The organism is Mycobacterium triplex, from assembly GCF_000689255.1.
GTDB classification, from domain to species: domain Bacteria; phylum Actinomycetota; class Actinomycetes; order Mycobacteriales; family Mycobacteriaceae; genus Mycobacterium; species Mycobacterium triplex.
In genome coordinates, this window is the sequence record NZ_HG964446.1 from 1,852,843 (window position 1) to 1,868,743 (window position 15,901).

Sequence of the window (15,901 nt, forward strand, 5' to 3'; positions counted from 1 at the left end):
TTCAGTCCGGAAACTCGTAGCGAACTTCGGCGAGCGCGACCTTGCCGTCTTTCGCGAGAACTCCTTCGGCGCGCAGTAGTTCCAATTGCCGCGTCGTCAAATGCCGGGCGGGTCGTCCGGACGCGGTGATCACCCGATGCCAGGGCAGGTCGGAGGAATCGGTGCGCATGATCCAGCCGACGATCCGCGGGCTGGAAAGTCCTGCGACAGCGGCGATGTCGCCGTAGGTCGAGACGCGGCCGGAGGGGATCGCGGCGACCAGGGCACGCACCCGCTCGACTTGAGCCTCGGTCACCGGCGCCACGGTCAGCGCGCCCGCAGTTGCTTGCGGATCAGCGCGGCGACCTCAGTGGGCTTGGCGCCGGGCACCATGTGGTTGCACTCGTAGGTCAGCAGCTCGAAATCGGAGCCCAATCGTTCCTGCAGACCGTTGACGAGTTCGTCGGTGACGTAGGGCGGCGTCGTCCATGCCGCGCGCACCAAGGTCGTCGGCGTTCCCGCCGGCGGAAACACGGTGGGACGGGCCAATTCGCTCCAGTAGGACATCATCGCCGGCACGCTGACCCGCCAGCCGTAGCGTCCGCTGGGCAGCCGCACCAGATGTTCCTCGAGTTCGGCGTCGAGCACGCCCGCAACGACGTCCCCCCAAGAGCCGGTTGCCTTTTCCATGCGGGCTTCGGCGGGATCCGGGTAGTCGGGCGAGGAGAACATCGCCTCGGCGATTTGTTGCATCCACCGCCCGTCCAAGCCGACCGCGGGGTCGAGCAGCAGCAGCGCCGCCACCAAATCCGGCCGGACCGCGGCCAAGTTCATCGCCAGCCCGCCGCCGAACGAGTGCCCGACGACCAGCACCGGGGCCGGTGCCACCTCGTCGAGCAGCGCGGCCAGCGCCGCGACGTTGGCGTCGATCGTCCATGGCGCCGCCCACGACGACCTGCCGTGGCCGAGCAGATCGGGCGCGGCGATGGCGATTTCGGGCAACTGCTCGCCCAACAGCTGCCACCGCTGGCCGTGGCCGGTCAGTCCGTGCAGGGCGAGCATTTGCACCGGGCCCGACGGGCCGAAGCGGTGCACGTGAAGGTCGGTGGTCACGCGTCGATGATGCCAGGCCCGGCCGACATCGCCGGCCGTAGCCGCATCGACTTGTCAGACCCTCGTGATGTCATGCCGGTATGTCGTTGACCTGGGGTGCCGAGGCGAGCGCCGTGTTGGCTCCGGGTGCCCGAGGCCTGATCCGAATCCTGGGTGGCCCGGGTACCGGGAAGAGCAGCTTGCTGGTCGATGCCGCGGTCGCCGCGGTCGACGCGGGCGTCGATCCGGAATCGGTTCTGCTGCTTACCGGTTCGGGCCGGATCGGGATGCGGCAGCGCAGTGCGCTGACGATGGCATTGCTGCGCGCGACCGGCCCGGGCCGGTCCGCGATCCGCGAGCCAGTGGTGCGCAGCGTGCACAGCTACGCCTACGCCGTTTTGCGGCGGGCCGCCGAGCGCGCCGGGGACGCACCGCCGCGACTGGTCACCAGCGCCGAACAAGACGCCATCATCCGCGAGCTGCTGGCCGGCGACCTCGAAGGCGCGGGCAGCTGCGCGTGGCCCGAGCATCTGTGGCCCGCGCTGAGCACCGCCGGCTTCGCCACCGAGCTGCGAAACTTGTTGGCGCGCTGCGCAGAACGCGGTGTGGACCCACAGGATCTGCAGCGCCTCGGCCGCCTGCGCGGGCGACCGGAATGGACCGCGGCGGGCCGATTCGCGCAACAGTACGAGCAGGTGATGTTGCTGCGCGCGGCCGTCGGAACCGCGGCGCCGCAGGCGACGACGCCTGCGCTGGGTGCCGCCGAACTCGTGGGCGCCGCTATGGAGGCTTTCGCGGTCGACGCCGAGCTGCTGGCCGCCGAGCGCGCCCGCATCCGGGTCTTGCTGATCGACGACGCCCAGCAACTCGACCCGCAGGCCGCCCACCTGGTCCGGGTGTTGGCGGCGGGACGCGAACTGGCCCTGATCGCCGGTGACCCCAACCAGGCGGTGTTCGGCTTCCGCGGCGGCGCGCCGGCCGGTCTGCTCGACGGCGACTCGACGGCGGTGACGTTGACCCAGTCGCATCGGTGTGCCCCGGCGGTGGCACGGGCCGTCAGCGGCATTGCCCGCCGGCTGCCGGGCAGCAGCGACGGCCGGCAGATCGACGGCAGCGGCGCCGAGCGGGGATCGGTGCGGGTGCGGCTGGCGGCCTCGGCACACGCGGAGGCCGCGCTGATCGCCGACGCGCTGCGGCGCGCGCACCTGGTCGACAACGTGCCGTGGTCGCGGATGGCGGTGATCGTGCGGTCGGTGCCACGGGCCGGGGCCCGGCTGCCGCGGGCGCTGGCGGCCGCCGGGGTGCCGGTGGCCGCACCCGCGGTGAGCGGGTCGCTGGCCGAGGAGCCCGCGGTGCGGGCGATGCTCACGGTGCTGGCCGCGACCGCCGACGGCCTGGACGGCGACCAGGCGCTGGCATTGCTGACCGGGCCCATCGGTCGCGTCGACCCGGTCACGCTGCGGCAGCTGCGCCGCACCCTGCTGCGCGGCGAACCCGCCGGTTCGGCAGCGAGTTTCGCCGAGCTGGTGGTGGCCGCGCTGGGCGCCGAGGCGCCGACATCCGCGTCCCGCCCGCTGCAGCGGGTGCGCGCGGTACTGGCTGCGGCCGCGCGCTGCCACCGCGACGGCCAAGATCCGCGCTACACGCTGTGGGCGGCTTGGCACCGGTCCGGTCTGCAGCGCCGCTGGCTGGCGGCCGCCGAGCGCGGCGGCAGCGCGGGAGTCCAGGCCACCCGGGACCTGGCGGCGGTGACCGCGTTGTTCGACGTCACCGATCAATACGTGTCGCGCACCCCCGGCGCGTCGTTGCGCGGCCTGCTCGAGCACGTTGCTGCGTTGCAGCTGCCGAGCGCCAAGACCGAGCCGGTGTCGCCGGCCGAGCAGGTTCAGGTGCTCAGCCCCCACGCCGCGCTGGGACACGAATGGGACATGGTGGTGATCGCCGGCCTGCAGGATGGGTTGTGGCCCAACACCGTTCCGCGCGGCGGGGTGCTGGCCACCCAGCGGCTGCTCGACGTCATCGACGGCGTCTGTCCGGACGCCTCGGTACGGGCGCCGCTGCTGGCCGAGGAGCGCAGGCTGTTGGTGGCCGCGATGGGCCGGGCCCGGCGCCGGCTGCTGGTGACCGCGGTCGACAGCGACACCGGTGGGCCGGACGGGGGAGCCGCGCTGCCCTCGCCGTTCTTCTTCGAAGTCGCGCAGTGGGCCGACGAAGACGTCGAACACGCTGTAGCACAGCCTGTTTCGGATCCACGGGTGCTGTCGGCCGTGGCGCTGGTCGGCCGGCTGCGCGGTGTGGTCTGCGCGCCCGACGGCGCCGTCGACGATGCGATTCGCCAATGTGCGGCAACGCAATTGGCCCGGCTGGCCGCCGCGGGTGTGCCGGGCGCCGACCCGTCCGGCTGGCACGGTCTGACCGCGGTCAGCACCACCGATCCGCTGCGCGACGGCGGCGATCCGGTCACGCTGACACCGTCGACGCTGCAGACCCTGAACGACTGCCCGCTGCGCTGGCTGGTCGAGCGGCACGGCGGAACCAACCCGCGCGAGCTGCGGTCCACGATCGGCTCGGTGCTGCACGCGCTGATCGCCGAATCGGGCAAGACCGAAACGCAACTGTTGGCCGAGCTGGAACGGGCCTGGCAGCACCTGCCTTTCGACGCTCGTTGGCATTCGGACAACGAGCTGACCCGGCACCGCGCGATGATCGAGGCATTCGTCGAGTGGCGAGCGCAGACACGCGGCGAGCTCAGCGAGGTCGGCGTCGAGGTCGGCGTCGACGGCGTCCTCGGCGCGCCGCGCGAGCACGGCGGCGAAGTCCGGTTGCGCGGCCGGGTCGATCGGCTGGAACGCGATGGCGCCGGCCGACTGGTGATCGTCGACATCAAGACCGGCAAGACACCGGTCAGCAAGGACGATGCGCAGCAGCATGCTCAGCTGGCGATGTATCAGCTGGCGGTGGCCGAAGGCCTGCTGGCGGACGGTGACGAGCCCGGCGGCGCGCGGCTGGTCTACATCGGCAAGACCGGGGCGGCGGGCGCCACCGTACGAGAGCAGGACCCCCTGACACTGGCCGGCCGCGACGAATGGCGCGACCTCGTCGCGCGCGCGGCCGACGCGACCGCGGGCCCGCAATTCGTCGCCCGGCGCAACGACGGCTGCTCGCACTGCCCGATCCGGCAGTGGTGCCCCGCCCACGTCGAAGAATCGGCGTCATGAGCCCGCGCTACAGCCCGGAGGAATTAGCCTGTGCGCTGGGGCTTTTCCCGCCCACCGCCGAGCAGTCCGCCGTCATCGCCGCCCCGCCCGGGCCGCTCGTCGTGATCGCGGGGGCGGGTGCGGGCAAAACCGAGACGATGGCCGCCCGGGTGGTGTGGCTGATCGCCAACGGGTACGCCGACCCCGGCCAGGTGCTGGGGCTGACGTTCACCCGCAAGGCCGCCGGGCAGCTGCTGCGCAGGGTCCGCTCCCGGCTGGCCCGGTTGGCCGCAATCGGCCCGGGCGCGGGCGGCTCTTCGGCCCTCGAAGCGGCGGGCAGCCCGGCGGTCAGCACGTATCACGCCTTCGCCGGCTCGCTGCTGCGCGACCACGGGCTGCTGTTGCCGATCGAACCCGACACCCGGTTACTCGGTGAGACCGAGCTGTGGCAGCTGGCCTTCGATGTGGTCAACGGCTACGGCGGGCAGCTGCGCACCGACAAGACGCCGGCCGCGGTCACCTCGATGGTGCTGCGACTGTGGGGCCAACTCACCGAGCACCTGGTCGACACCGACCAGCTCCGCGACACCCACCTCGAGCTGGAGCGGTTGGTCCATGTCCTGCCCGCCGGCCCCTACCAGCGCGACCGCGGCCCCAGCCAGTGGTTGTTGCGGCTGCTCGCCGCGCAGACCGAGCGCACCGAGTTGGTGCCGCTGCTCGACGCCTTGCAGGAGCGGATGCGCACCGCGAAGGTCATGGACTTCGGCGTCCAAATGGCTTCGGCGGCAAGGCTTGCCGCCAACTTCCCGCAAGTCGGGGAGGACCTGCGCAACCGCTATCGGGTGGTCCTGCTCGACGAATACCAGGACACCGGCCACGCCCAGCGCGTCGCGCTGTCGGCGCTGTTCGGCGGCGGCATCGACGACGGCTTGGCGCTGACCGCCGTCGGCGATCCGATCCAGTCGATCTACGGCTGGCGCGGCGCGTCGGCGACCAACCTGCCCCGGTTCACCACCGACTTCCCGCGATCCGACGGCACTCCGGCGCCGGTGCTGGAGCTGCGGACCAGCTGGCGCAACCCGCCCAGCACCCTGCACATCGCCAACGCGATTTCCGCGGAGGCGCGGCGCCGATCCGTGGCCGTGCACGCGTTGCGGTCCCGGCCGGACGCCCCGCCCGGCACCGTGCGTGCCGCGCTGCTCGCCGATGCGCAGGCCGAACGCGAGTGGATCGCCGACCACCTGCACGAGGAGTATCGGCGGGCACGCGCCGACGGCAACAACCCGCCGACCGCCGCGGTGCTGGTGCGCCGCAACGCCGATGCCGCTCCCATCGCCGATGCGCTTCGTGCCCGCGGGGTCCCGGTCGAGGTCGTCGGGCTGGCCGGGCTGCTGTCCATCCCGGAAGTGGCCGAACTGGTGGCCATGCTGCGGCTGGTGGCCGACCCCACGGCCGGTGCGGCGGCGATGCGGGTCCTGACGGGGCCGCGGTGGCGGCTGGGCGGTCGGGATGTCGCCGCGCTCTGGCAGCGCGCCGTGACCCTTGGCGCGGGACGCCGCACCGACGCGTCCTCGGCCGAATCGATCGCGATGGCCGCCGGTCCGTCCAACATCGAAGCCGACACCGCGTGTTTGGCCGACGCCATCGACGATCCCGGCCCGGCCGCCTCGTATTCGACTGCGGGATATCAACGCATCACCGCGTTGGCCGCCGAACTCGGAGCCCTGCGCGGTCATCTCGGCCATTCGCTGCCCGATCTGGTCGCCGAGGTGCGACGCGTGCTGGGCGTCGACTGCGAAGTCCGCGCCGCGGCGGGCCATGGCGGCTGGGCCGGCGCCGAACACCTCGACGCGTTCGCCGACGTGGTCGCCGGCTACGCCGAACGAACAAACGCGACCGACGTGTCCGTCCTCGGGCTGCTGGCCTACCTGGACGCCGCCGAGGTTGTCGAAAACGGTTTGGCGCCGGCGCCGTTGACCGTCGCGCGGGATCGGGTCCAGGTGCTCACCGTGCATTCCGCGAAGGGGCTGGAGTGGGAGGTCGTCGCGGTCGCGCACCTGTCCGGCGGAACGTTCCCGTCGACCGCGTCGCGCAGCAGCTGGCTGACCGATGCCGCCGAGCTGCCGCCACTGCTGCGCGGCGATCGCGCGTCGGCCGGCTCGCTGGGCATCCCGGTGCTGGACCTCTCGGACGTCACCAATCGAAAGCAGTTGTCGGACAAGATCGCCGAGCATCGCCGTCAGCTGGAGCAGCGGCGTGTCGACGAAGAGCGCCGACTGTTGTACGTCGGGATCACCCGGGCCGAGGACACGCTGCTGGTCTCCGGTCATCACTGGGGCCCGACCGGGATCAAGCCGCGGGGGCCGTCGGACTTCCTGTGCGAACTCAAGGACATCATCGACCGGTCGGCCGCGGCCGGCGATCCCTGCGGGGTGGTGGAACACTGGGCTGCGGCACCCGCCGAGGGTGAGCCAAATCCACTGCGCGACAAGATCATCGAAGGCATCTGGCCTGCCGACCCGCTGGCCGGGCGCCGCCGCGACGTCGAACGCGGCGCGGCGCTGGTGACCGAGGCGATGGCGTCGGGCCCGGCGCACGACCAGGTCGACATCGACGGCTGGGCCGCGGACGTCGACGCATTACTGGCCGAGCGCGCCCGCTCCGAACGACGAGTTGCCCGGGCACTGCCCAGCCAGCTGTCGGTCAGCGGCCTGGTGGACCTGGCCCGCGATCCCGAGGGTGCGGTGCAGCGGCTGGTGCATCGGCTGCCGACCAGGCCGGACCCACATGCATTGCTGGGCAACGCCTTTCACTCCTGGGTGCAACGGTTCTACGGAACCGAGGGGTTGTTCGATCTCGGCGATCTGCCCGGGGCGGCGGATTCCGATCTCGGCCACACCGAAGAATTGGCCGCGCTGCAGGAGGCCTTCAGCCGATCGCCATGGGCGGCCCGCACACCCGTTGCCGTCGAGGTCCCATTCGAGATGCCGATCGGTGACACCGTGATACGCGGGCGCATCGACGCGGTGTTCGCCGAGCCCGACGGCGGCGCCATGGTGGTGGACTGGAAGACGGGCGAACCGCCGCGCGGCGCGGAGGCGATGCGACAGGCCGCCGTCCAGCTCGCGGTCTACCGCTTGGCGTGGGCGGCGCTGTCCGGATGCCCGGCGTCCGCGGTGCGGACCGCGTTCCACTACGTGCGCACCGGCGTCACCGTGGTCCCCGACGAACTGCCCGATCTCACCGAGCTCGCGGGGCTGGCCCCCGCAGGTGAGCGCGAGGTCGCCGTCTGAGGCGATCAAGTGTCTGCCGAGCGGCGATCGTGGTTACATTTGAGTCGTGCGTGTGGCGTGCGGTGTGGTCCGGCCAGTGATGGGCCACTGTGCCCAAGGGTAGTTTGCGACGGCTGCGGGGTCTCGACGAGAGACTGACCACCCAGCCCGGTCACCTGCTGGTCGGCGTGCTGCGTATCCCCGAAGACCACGGCAGCCCGGCGCGCGTCATCACCCGGCGGCTGGTCATCGCGCTGCTGGTGCTGTTCGGGGCCGCCCTCGTCGTCTACCTGGACCGCGATGGCTACCGCGACATCCGCGGCGGGCAGCTGACGTTCTTGGACTGCCTGTATTTCTCGGCGGTCTCGCTGTCGACGACCGGCTACGGCGACATCACGCCGATCACCGACACCGCGCGCCTGATCAACACCGTCGTCTTCACCCCGCTGCGGATCGCGTTCCTGGTCGTGTTGGTCGGAACCACGCTCGAAGTGCTTTCCGAGCGGTCCCGCCAGGGGTGGAAAATTCAGCGTTGGAGGAACAGAGTGCGTAACCACACCATCGTGATCGGGTACGGCACCAAGGGCAAACGCGCCGTGGCCGCCCGGGTCAGCGACGAAGCCGCCCAGGGCGAGATCGTCGTCGTCGACACTGATCGCGGCGCCCTCGAGCACGCCACCACCGCGGGTCTGGTCACCGTGCACGGCGACGCCACCAAATCCGACGTGCTGCGGTTGGCCGGCGCGCAGCACGCGTCGTCGATCATCGTGGCCACCAACCGGGACGACACCGCCGTGCTGGTGACCCTGACCGCGCGAGAGATCGCGCCCAAGGCCAAGATCGTGGCCGCGATCCGGGAAGCCGAGAACTCGCACCTGTTGCAGCAATCCGGCGCCGACTCGGTGGTGGTCTCCTCGGAGACCGCGGGCCGGCTGCTCGGCCTGGCCACCACCACACCCAGCGTCGTGGAGATGATCGAAGACCTGCTGACCCCCGACGCCGGGCTGGCTATCGCCGAACGCGAAGTGGAGGCCAGCGAAGTCGGCGGATCGCCGCGGCACCTGCGCGACATCGTGCTGGGCGTGGTGCGCGACGGACATCTGCTTCGCATCGGCGCACCCGAAGTGGACGCCATCGAGGCCACCGACCGGCTGCTCTACATCAAAAACGCGGGGCATTAGTGGCGATCACCAGCGCGGGTGCCGCGGGTCGGCACCGGGAGGCATAGCGTGGACTTTCAGCTGAGCAGTGTTCCGTTGCTCTCGCGCGTCGGCGCCGATCGGGCCGACCAACTGCGCACCGACGTCGAGGCGGCCACCGTCGGCTGGGCGGATGCGGCGCTGCTGCGGGTGGATTCGCGCAACCAGGTGCTGGTTGCCAACGGCCGGGTGGTGCTCGGCACCGCGGCCGAACTGGGCGAAAAGCCGCCTCACGACGCGGTTTTCCTCGGCCGCATCGAAAACGACCAGCACGTCTGGGCCATCCGGGGCGCGCTGAAAGCACCCGAGGACCCGGACGTCCAAACCGAAGTGTTGAACCTGCGCAGCCTCGGCCCGATCTTCGACGACACCAGCAGCCAACTGGTGTCGTCGGCCGTCGCGCTGCTGAATTGGCATGACAGCGCGCGATTCAGCGCGGTGGACGGCTCCCCGACGAAACCGGCCCGGGCGGGCTGGTCACGAGTCAACCCGGTCACCGGGCACGAGGAGTTTCCGCGCATCGACCCGGCGGTCATCTGTCTGGTGCACGACGGCGGCGACCGCGCGGTGCTGGCCCGCCAGGCGGTGTGGCCCGAGCGGATGTTCTCGCTGCTGGCCGGATTCGTCGAAGCCGGAGAGTCTTTCGAAGTTTGCGTGGCCCGCGAGATCCGGGAGGAAATCGGCCTGAACGTGACCGATGTCCGCTACCTGGGCAGCCAGCCGTGGCCGTTTCCGCGGTCGCTGATGGTCGGCTTCCACGCGGTGGGCGACCCCGACGAGGAGTTCTCGTTCAACGACGGCGAGATCGCCGAGGCGGCCTGGTTCACTCGCGACGAGGTGCGCGCGGCGCTTGCCGCCGGCGACTGGAGCAGTTCGTCGGAGTCGAAACTGCTTCTGCCCGGGTCGATTTCGATCGCGCGGGTGATCATCGAATCCTGGGCCGAGCGCGACTGAGGCGTCAGCTGATGCGATCGGTGATGATCTGCAGGATCGAGCTCGCGACCTGATCCGCGGATTCGAGCCCCACCACGCCGACGGACGCCAGCACCGCGTTCTCGGTGCGGTACAGATGGCACCACTGGTGGGCGCTGATCCGCAGCGTCGACGGATCCGGTCGGTCGAGGGTGAAGCTGTAGTTGGGGTCGTGCAGGTCCATACACGCGTGCAGCGACGATTCCAACTGATGGAATGCGCCCTGTGCCGCGGCGGGATTCGCATACCGTCCCACCGCCTGGGTCACCCCGTTGACCATGGCCCGGCCCATCGGCTGGATGTCGTCGGTGACCCCGTGGTAACCCGCGCTGCGAAACTCCGTCCAGCTGTTGCCGAAGGTGAGCTCGTTGTGTCCCACCACCCGACACGGTCCGGGAGCACTGGCGTCCGACGGCGCCGGCTTTTTCAGGTCCGCCTCGGCGCGGTCGAGATCGTCGGCTTTGGCGATGCGCCGGACATCATCGAGGCCGACGATCATGTCGTCGACGTGGGTGGCGGGGGTGTGCGGCTTGGCCGGCGTGCTCGAATGCGAGCAACCCGGCAGCAGCATCACTGCCCCGCACGCGATTGCGGCCGGCCAGAATTTGCGAACTGGGCTGGTTTGTCGCGAACGCAAATTCGACGCCATGGTTCGTATCGTAAGGCGCTGGCGACGTCTTGTTCAGCTCCGAGCTTGCCGCGGTTCAGCCGGCTACCTCAGCCAGCTTCGCTTTCACCTCGGCCGCGCTCGGGTTGGTCAGCGTCGACCCGTCGGCAAACTTCACCGTCGGCACGGTGCGGTTGCCGCCATTCACCGAACCAACGAATTCCGCGGCCGCCGAGTCGTGTTCGATGTCGACGGTCTCGTAGGGGATTCCGTTGGACTTGAGCACGGTCATGAGCCGATGGCAGTAGCCACACCATGACGTCGTGTAAACGGTAATCGGAGCGTTGCTCATAACCCGATAACGTAGCCCGGCGACGATGCGTTCCGCGCAGCGGGCGCGCAGGACCGACGCGCGGGCCGGCGTGGCGAAACACCCGGTTTTGTCGGCGACCGCTGCCAAGATGGACGGCATGCCGATGGTCGCCGACGCACTGACCGCCGGACTGGACGACGAACAGCGCGAGGCCGTGCTGGCGCCGCGCGGACCGGTCTGCGTGCTCGCGGGCGCCGGAACAGGCAAGACCCGCACCATCACGCACCGCATCGCCCAGCTCGTGGCGGGCGGCCATGTCGCCGCCCGGCAGGTGCTGGCGGTGACGTTCACCCAGCGCGCGGCGGGTGAGATGCGCTCGCGACTGCGGACGCTGGACGCCAACGCACAGATAGGATCGGGCGTCGGCGCCGTGCAGGCCCTGACCTTTCACTCGGCCGCGCATCGCCAGCTGCGATATTTCTGGCCGCGGGTGGTCGGCGACACCGGCTGGCAGCTGCTCGACACCAAGTTCGCCGTCGTGGCCCGGGCGGCCAGCCGGCTGCGGCTCAACGTCAGCACCGACGACGTGCGCGATTTGGCCGGCGAGATCGAGTGGGCCAAGGCCTCGCTGATCGGCCCGGAGGCCTACCCGAGCGAGGTCGCCGCCGCCGGTCGTGACATCCCCCTGGACGCCAAGAAGGTCGCCGACGTCTACGCCGCCTACGAGGCCCTCAAGGTGCGCGACGAGGCCGTGACGCTGCTCGACTTCGACGACCTGCTGCTGCACACCGCGGCCGCGATCGAGAACGACGCCGCGGTCGCCGAGGAGTTCCGCGACCGCTACCGCTGCTTCGTCGTCGACGAGTACCAGGACGTCACCCCGCTGCAGCAGCGGGTGCTGTCGGCGTGGCTGGGCGACCGCGACGACCTGACGGTCGTCGGTGACGCCAACCAGACCATCTACTCGTTCACCGGCGCCTCACCGAAGTTCCTGCTCGACTTCTCGCGGCAGTTTCCGGACGCCACGGTGGTGCGGCTGGAGCGCGACTACCGCTCCACCCCGCAGGTGGTTTCGCTGGCCAACCAGGTGATCGCCGCGGCCCGCGGCCGGGTGGCCGGCAGCAAGCTGCAGCTGTCCGGCCAGCGCCCGCCGGGTCCGGTGCCGACGTTCCACGAACATCCCGACGAAACCGTCGAGGCGGCGGCGGTCGCGAAGGCGATCGCGGGGCTGATCGAATCCGGCACGGCGCCATCCGAAATCGCGGTGCTCTACCGCGTCAACGCCCAGTCCGAAATCTACGAGGAAGCCTTGACCGAGGCCGGCATCGCCTACCAGGTGCGCGGCGGCGAGGGCTTCTTCAACCGCCAGGAGATCAAGCAGGCGATGGTGGCCCTGCACCGCGCCGCCGAACGAGGCGTCGAGGGCCCGCTGCCCGAGGTCGTCCGCGCGGTGCTGGAACCACTGGGCCTGACGGCCTCCGAACCCGTCGGCACCCGGGCCCGCGAGCGCTGGGAGGCGCTGAGCGCGTTGGCCGAATTGGTCGACGACGAGGTGGCGCAGCGCCCGCAGCTGGAACTGCCGGGCCTGATGGCCGAGCTGCGGATCCGGGCCGACGCGCGGCATCCTCCGGTCGTGCAGGGCGTCACCCTGGCGTCGTTGCACGCCGCCAAGGGCCTGGAATGGGATGCGGTGTTCCTGGTCGGACTGGCCGACGGCACTTTGCCCATCTCGCACGCGTTGGCCCACGGCGCGGAGAGCGAGCCCGTCGAGGAAGAGCGTCGCCTGCTCTACGTCGGAATCACCAGGGCCCGAGTGCATTTGGCGCTGAGCTGGGCGCTGTCGCGCAGCCCGGGCGGTCGGCAGACCCGCAAGCCGTCGCGGTTTCTCAACGGCATTGCGCCACAGACGCGTGCCGACCCGGCGCCGGGGAAATCCCGGCGCAAGCAGGGCGCGTCGCGGTGCCGGATCTGCAACAACAACCTGACCACCCCGGCGGCCGTCATGCTGCGGCGCTGCGAGACGTGCTCCGCCGACATCGACGAGGCCTTATTGCTGCGGCTCAAGGAGTGGCGATTGGACGTCGCCAAGGAGCAGAAGGTGCCCGCGTATGTCGTCTTCACCGACAACACGCTGATCGCGATTGCCGAGTTGCTGCCCGGCGACGAAGCGGCCCTGATCGCCATCCCCGGTATCGGTGCACGCAAACTCGAGCAGTATGGGCCCGACGTCTTGGAAATGGTCCGCCGCCGCTGACGGCAAACGCCCAGGTCAGAAAATCGGTTGTCAGCGCCGTGGGCTATTATCTAGTCTCGAAGTCGCATTTTCGCTGTCTGATGCCCGGAGGAGGTGGCCGCGATGATCAACGACACGTTCGAGGTAACCGTGGCCGGCGCGGTGCTGTCCGCGTGGACCTCCCACGCCGCCCACGCCGCCGCTACGCCGGCGGCTGCGCCTAAGCATCGCGCCGCCGCCGCGACGGACGCGTCCGTGGATTGGGGTCTTACCTAGCCCCGTTCACACCAGATGGCCACGGACCCGAAGTCACCAGGATCCGTGGCCAAATTTTTTGGGGCCGAAGATTTTCGAAGCCCGCAACCTGGTCCGGATCACCGAAAAAAGGACACCCGACCAGGAAGCAGGTGAGCAGGACATGTCGGCACAGACAGTCCCCAGACAGCCCACGCCGGTGTTGCCATGTCACGCCGGCGATCCCGACCTATGGTTTGCCGAGACCCCGGCCGACCTGGAGCGCGCCAAGACGCTCTGCACGGACTGCCCGGTCCGGCGCAAGTGCCTGGCCGCGGCGCTGGACCGGGCCGAACCGTGGGGAGTGTGGGGCGGCGAGATTTTCGAGCGGGGCGCGGTGGTGAGCTACAAACGTCCGCGCGGACGCCCCCGCAAGGGCGCGGCCGCGGCCTAGACGGCCGCGACGTCGGGGTCGGCGAACCCGGGAACCAGTTCTTCGGTCAGCGCCTTGATCGGCACGTGCGCATCCAGCTGGCACAGGATCGCCGCCACCGACATGATCACCCGCATCGGGATCACGAGTTTGGGCGGTAGATCCATCTGCCGGGCCGTCCGGATCTGCGACACCGACCGGTCGATCTCGACGGCCGACATCTTCTGCAGCCACTTGCGGGTGTAGTGGAAGACCTCCACCTCGACCGGTTCGACGTACTGGCGCAGCATGTCGTCGATGTCGCGCACCGACACCTGCTGGCCTTTCTGGATGAAGCCGGCCTTCTCCATCGTCGGCAACAGCAGGTCGTAGTTCTTGTCGCGGGCCAACCGGATGGTCATCCCGAGTTCGATCGGAAAGCCACCGGGCATGGGCGCGACGGCGCCGAAGTCGATGACGGCCATCCGGCCGTCGGCCAACAGCATGAAGTTTCCCGGGTGCGCATCGCCGTGCAGCATTTGCAGCCGGCGCGGTGCGTCGAAGGTGAGCTCGAGCAGCCGGGTGCCGATCAGATCGCGCTGCTCGACGGTGCCGTGGCGGATGATCTCGGCCATCGGCACACCCTGGATCCACTCCTGGACCACGACCTTGGGCGCGCTGGCCACCACGCGCGGCACCGCGAAGTGCGGATGATCGCGATAGGCCTTGGCGAACGCGCGCTGGTTGTCGGCCTCCAGCCGATAGTCGAGTTCCATCTCGGTGCGTTCGATCAACTCGTCGACCACGCCCTGGACGTCGGCGCCCGGCGCGAGCTGCTTGGCCACCCCGACCATCCGCTGCATCGTCTTGAGGTCGGCGCGCAGGGCCTCGTCGGCACCCGGGTATTGGATCTTGACGGCCACGTCGCGGCCATCGGACCACACCGCCTTGTGCACCTGGCCGATGCTGGCCGAGGCCACCGGGGTGTCGTCGAATGAGCTGAACCGGTCCCGCCACTTGGTTCCCAGCTGCGCGTCGAGCACCCGGTGCACCTTTTCGGCGGGCAGCGGCGGGGCGTCTTTCTGCAACTTCGTCAGCGCCTCGCGGTACGGCTCGCCGTACTCCTCGGGGATCGCGGCCTCCAGCACCGACAGGGCCTGGCCAACCTTCATCGCCCCGCCCTTGAGCTCGCCGAGCACCTGGAACAGTTGGTTGGCGGCCTTCTCCAGCAATTCGGCCTGGACTTCGTCCTTCGACTTGCCGGTCAGCCGCTTACCGAAGCCCAGTGCGGACCGCGCGGCAAAGCCGACCGGAATGCTGGCCAGCTTCGCGTTGCGTGCCGCCCGGCCCCGTTTGATCTCTGACACACACCCATCATCCATGACGACTCGTCCGGCCCGGGCTTGATCTAGGCAACAGTGCGGCCTCAGCGCGACCGACGGTCACTGGGGTAAGGCGCGTTGGCAGGAACACAACGGATGCGTGGACCACTGCCGCGCGACGATGGCGCCGGCGTGCAGGTCGAATTCCAGAGTGGCATTCAACGCCTGTGGCGGCCCGGGATCGGGCCCGGCATCGTGGCCGCGTACCGCGGCGATCACCCGGTTCACCTGGCTCAGCGCCAGCGCCGCCGTCGCCAGCAGCGTGGCCCGATCGGCTACGCCGACGGTGCCGCGCAGCTGGGCGGCGACCGCCGGCCACGCCGCGTCGCGATCGCTGCGGTGGAGGTCGGCGCAGCCCAGGCAGCTGGTCACGCCCGGGATGACCAGCGGTCCGACCAGCCCGATGCCGTCGCGCACCCGGACGGCAAGGTGCGCGACGCCCTGGCTGTGCAGGTCGCGCACCATGCGCGGGTCGGCGATCAGGTAGTCGGCCAGCACCACCAGATCCACGGCGGCACGTGACACCGCGGCGTGCGGCTGGCTGCTGTGTGCGATTCGCGCGCCCGAGCAGCGCAGCGACTCCATCAGCAGGTCCGACAGGGGGCCGCGGCCATGCACCCGGATCGAGGCCGCCCGACCGCCGGCCTGCCGGCATGCCGGGGTCACCACACCGGCGTTCACCAGCTGCGCGACGAGACGGGACAGGCCCTCTGGGTCGGCCAGGCCACGCTCGACCGCGTGACGCCGCAACTCGGCGAGCGGTAGGGGTGAGCGCATCGCACGCAACAACGCGGCCAGTGCGGCGGCGGCCAGGCCACGAGGCGGGCGGACCAGCACCGCGCGGCGGGGATCCCAGCCCACCTGCACAGCGCCGTCGGGGCGCAGCAGCACGGGCATCGCCGGGTCCAGCGCGTACATCGTGGGCCCCGGCATGATCCAGACTGTGCCACGGCCGGGGCGGCGCTTCGATCGGTCATCCACAGCTCAGCGGGCGCCGGGGCGCGAGGGT

General features: G+C 70.4%; 13 protein-coding genes. 7 read left to right on the top strand and 6 right to left on the bottom strand.

Annotation, left to right across the window (positions count from 1 at the left end; genetic code table 11):
* Position 1: 1 nt before the first annotated feature.
* Positions 2-304, bottom strand: coding sequence for an MGMT family protein (locus BN973_RS08690; protein ID WP_036467375.1), 303 nt, complete (start codon positions 302-304; stop codon positions 2-4).
* Between the two features lie 2 nt (positions 305-306).
* Positions 307-1,092 (bottom strand): alpha/beta fold hydrolase, encoded by a 786-nt coding sequence (locus tag BN973_RS08695; protein WP_036467377.1) that lies wholly within the window; start codon positions 1,090-1,092, stop codon positions 307-309.
* 80 nt (positions 1,093-1,172) lie between these two features.
* On the opposite strand from BN973_RS08695, the gene BN973_RS08700 reads away from it, so the two are divergent.
* The 4 genes from BN973_RS08700 to nudC all read left to right on the top strand — a co-directional run bounded on the left by BN973_RS08700 (position 1,173) and on the right by nudC (position 9,693).
* Positions 1,173-4,289, top strand: coding sequence for an ATP-dependent DNA helicase (locus BN973_RS08700; protein ID WP_036467379.1), 3,117 nt, complete (start codon positions 1,173-1,175; stop codon positions 4,287-4,289).
* Positions 4,286-7,561 carry an ATP-dependent helicase gene (locus BN973_RS08705; RefSeq protein WP_036467382.1) on the top strand — a complete coding sequence of 1,092 codons (3,276 nt, stop codon included), beginning with the start codon at positions 4,286-4,288 and terminating at the stop codon, positions 7,559-7,561. Before BN973_RS08700 ends, BN973_RS08705 begins: the two co-directional genes overlap by 4 nt.
* Positions 7,562-7,650: 89 nt before the next feature.
* Complete coding sequence (locus BN973_RS08710; protein WP_036467386.1) at positions 7,651-8,721, top strand: potassium channel family protein; 1,071 nt, start codon at positions 7,651-7,653, stop codon at positions 8,719-8,721.
* An 18-nt stretch (positions 8,722-8,739) separates the two neighbouring features.
* Entirely contained in the window at positions 8,740-9,693 is a 954-nt protein-coding gene (gene nudC / locus BN973_RS08715; RefSeq protein ID WP_407067571.1) for an NAD(+) diphosphatase, read from the top strand.
* 4 nt (positions 9,694-9,697) lie between these two features.
* Here the strand turns inward: nudC and BN973_RS08720 are convergent, their stop codons facing one another.
* Both BN973_RS08720 and mrx1 read right to left on the bottom strand, forming a co-directional pair.
* On the bottom strand, positions 9,698-10,360 hold the full coding sequence (locus tag BN973_RS08720) for a sensor domain-containing protein (RefSeq protein ID WP_051641180.1): 663 nt from the start codon (positions 10,358-10,360) through the stop codon (positions 9,698-9,700).
* Between the two features lie 55 nt (positions 10,361-10,415).
* Entirely contained in the window at positions 10,416-10,670 is a 255-nt protein-coding gene (mrx1, locus tag BN973_RS08725) for a mycoredoxin Mrx1 (RefSeq protein ID WP_025735723.1), read from the bottom strand.
* Positions 10,671-10,788: 118 nt separating this feature from the next.
* Here mrx1 and BN973_RS08730 point away from each other — a divergent pair, with 118 nt between their 5' ends.
* The 3 genes from BN973_RS08730 (at position 10,789) to BN973_RS08735 (ending at position 13,552) form a co-directional block, all read left to right on the top strand.
* Positions 10,789-12,885, top strand: a complete 2,097-nt coding sequence (locus BN973_RS08730; RefSeq protein WP_169718207.1) for an ATP-dependent DNA helicase UvrD2 — start codon at positions 10,789-10,791, stop codon at positions 12,883-12,885.
* 102 nt (positions 12,886-12,987) lie between these two features.
* On the top strand, positions 12,988-13,140 hold the full coding sequence (locus BN973_RS31360) for a hypothetical protein (RefSeq protein ID WP_169718204.1): 153 nt from the start codon (positions 12,988-12,990) through the stop codon (positions 13,138-13,140).
* A gap of 142 nt (positions 13,141-13,282) precedes the next feature.
* On the top strand, positions 13,283-13,552 hold the full coding sequence (locus BN973_RS08735) for a WhiB family transcriptional regulator (protein WP_036472187.1): 270 nt from the start codon (positions 13,283-13,285) through the stop codon (positions 13,550-13,552).
* Here the strand turns inward: BN973_RS08735 and BN973_RS08740 are convergent.
* Together BN973_RS08740 and BN973_RS08745 are read right to left on the bottom strand one after the other, a co-directional pair.
* Positions 13,549-14,892, bottom strand: a complete 1,344-nt coding sequence (locus BN973_RS08740) for a macrolide-binding ATPase MABP-1 (RefSeq protein WP_036467392.1) — start codon at positions 14,890-14,892, stop codon at positions 13,549-13,551. The two genes, BN973_RS08735 and BN973_RS08740, sit on opposite strands and share 4 nt — an antisense overlap.
* Before the next feature lie 60 nt (positions 14,893-14,952).
* Positions 14,953-15,825 carry a hypothetical protein gene (locus BN973_RS08745; protein ID WP_036467395.1) on the bottom strand — a complete coding sequence of 291 codons (873 nt, stop codon included), beginning with the start codon at positions 15,823-15,825 and terminating at the stop codon, positions 14,953-14,955.
* Positions 15,826-15,901 lie beyond the last annotated feature (76 nt).

Excerpts from the sequence above, each read along its gene's own strand:
- BN973_RS08700 (WP_036467379.1), top strand. The coding sequence starts at position 1,173 with ATGTCGTTGACCTGGGGTGCCGAGGCGAGCGCCGTGTTGGCTCCGGGT.
- BN973_RS08705 (WP_036467382.1), top strand. The coding sequence starts at position 4,286 with ATGAGCCCGCGCTACAGCCCGGAGGAATTAGCCTGTGCGCTGGGGCTT.
- BN973_RS08720 (WP_051641180.1), bottom strand. The coding sequence starts at position 10,360 with ATGGCGTCGAATTTGCGTTCGCGACAAACCAGCCCAGTTCGCAAATTC.
- mrx1 (WP_025735723.1), bottom strand. The coding sequence starts at position 10,670 with ATGAGCAACGCTCCGATTACCGTTTACACGACGTCATGGTGTGGCTAC.
- BN973_RS08730 (WP_169718207.1), top strand. The coding sequence starts at position 10,789 with ATGCCGATGGTCGCCGACGCACTGACCGCCGGACTGGACGACGAACAG.
- BN973_RS31360 (WP_169718204.1), top strand. The coding sequence starts at position 12,988 with ATGATCAACGACACGTTCGAGGTAACCGTGGCCGGCGCGGTGCTGTCC.
- BN973_RS08735 (WP_036472187.1), top strand. The coding sequence starts at position 13,283 with ATGTCGGCACAGACAGTCCCCAGACAGCCCACGCCGGTGTTGCCATGT.
- BN973_RS08740 (WP_036467392.1), bottom strand. The coding sequence starts at position 14,892 with ATGGATGATGGGTGTGTGTCAGAGATCAAACGGGGCCGGGCGGCACGC.
- BN973_RS08745 (WP_036467395.1), bottom strand. The coding sequence starts at position 15,825 with ATGCCGGGGCCCACGATGTACGCGCTGGACCCGGCGATGCCCGTGCTG.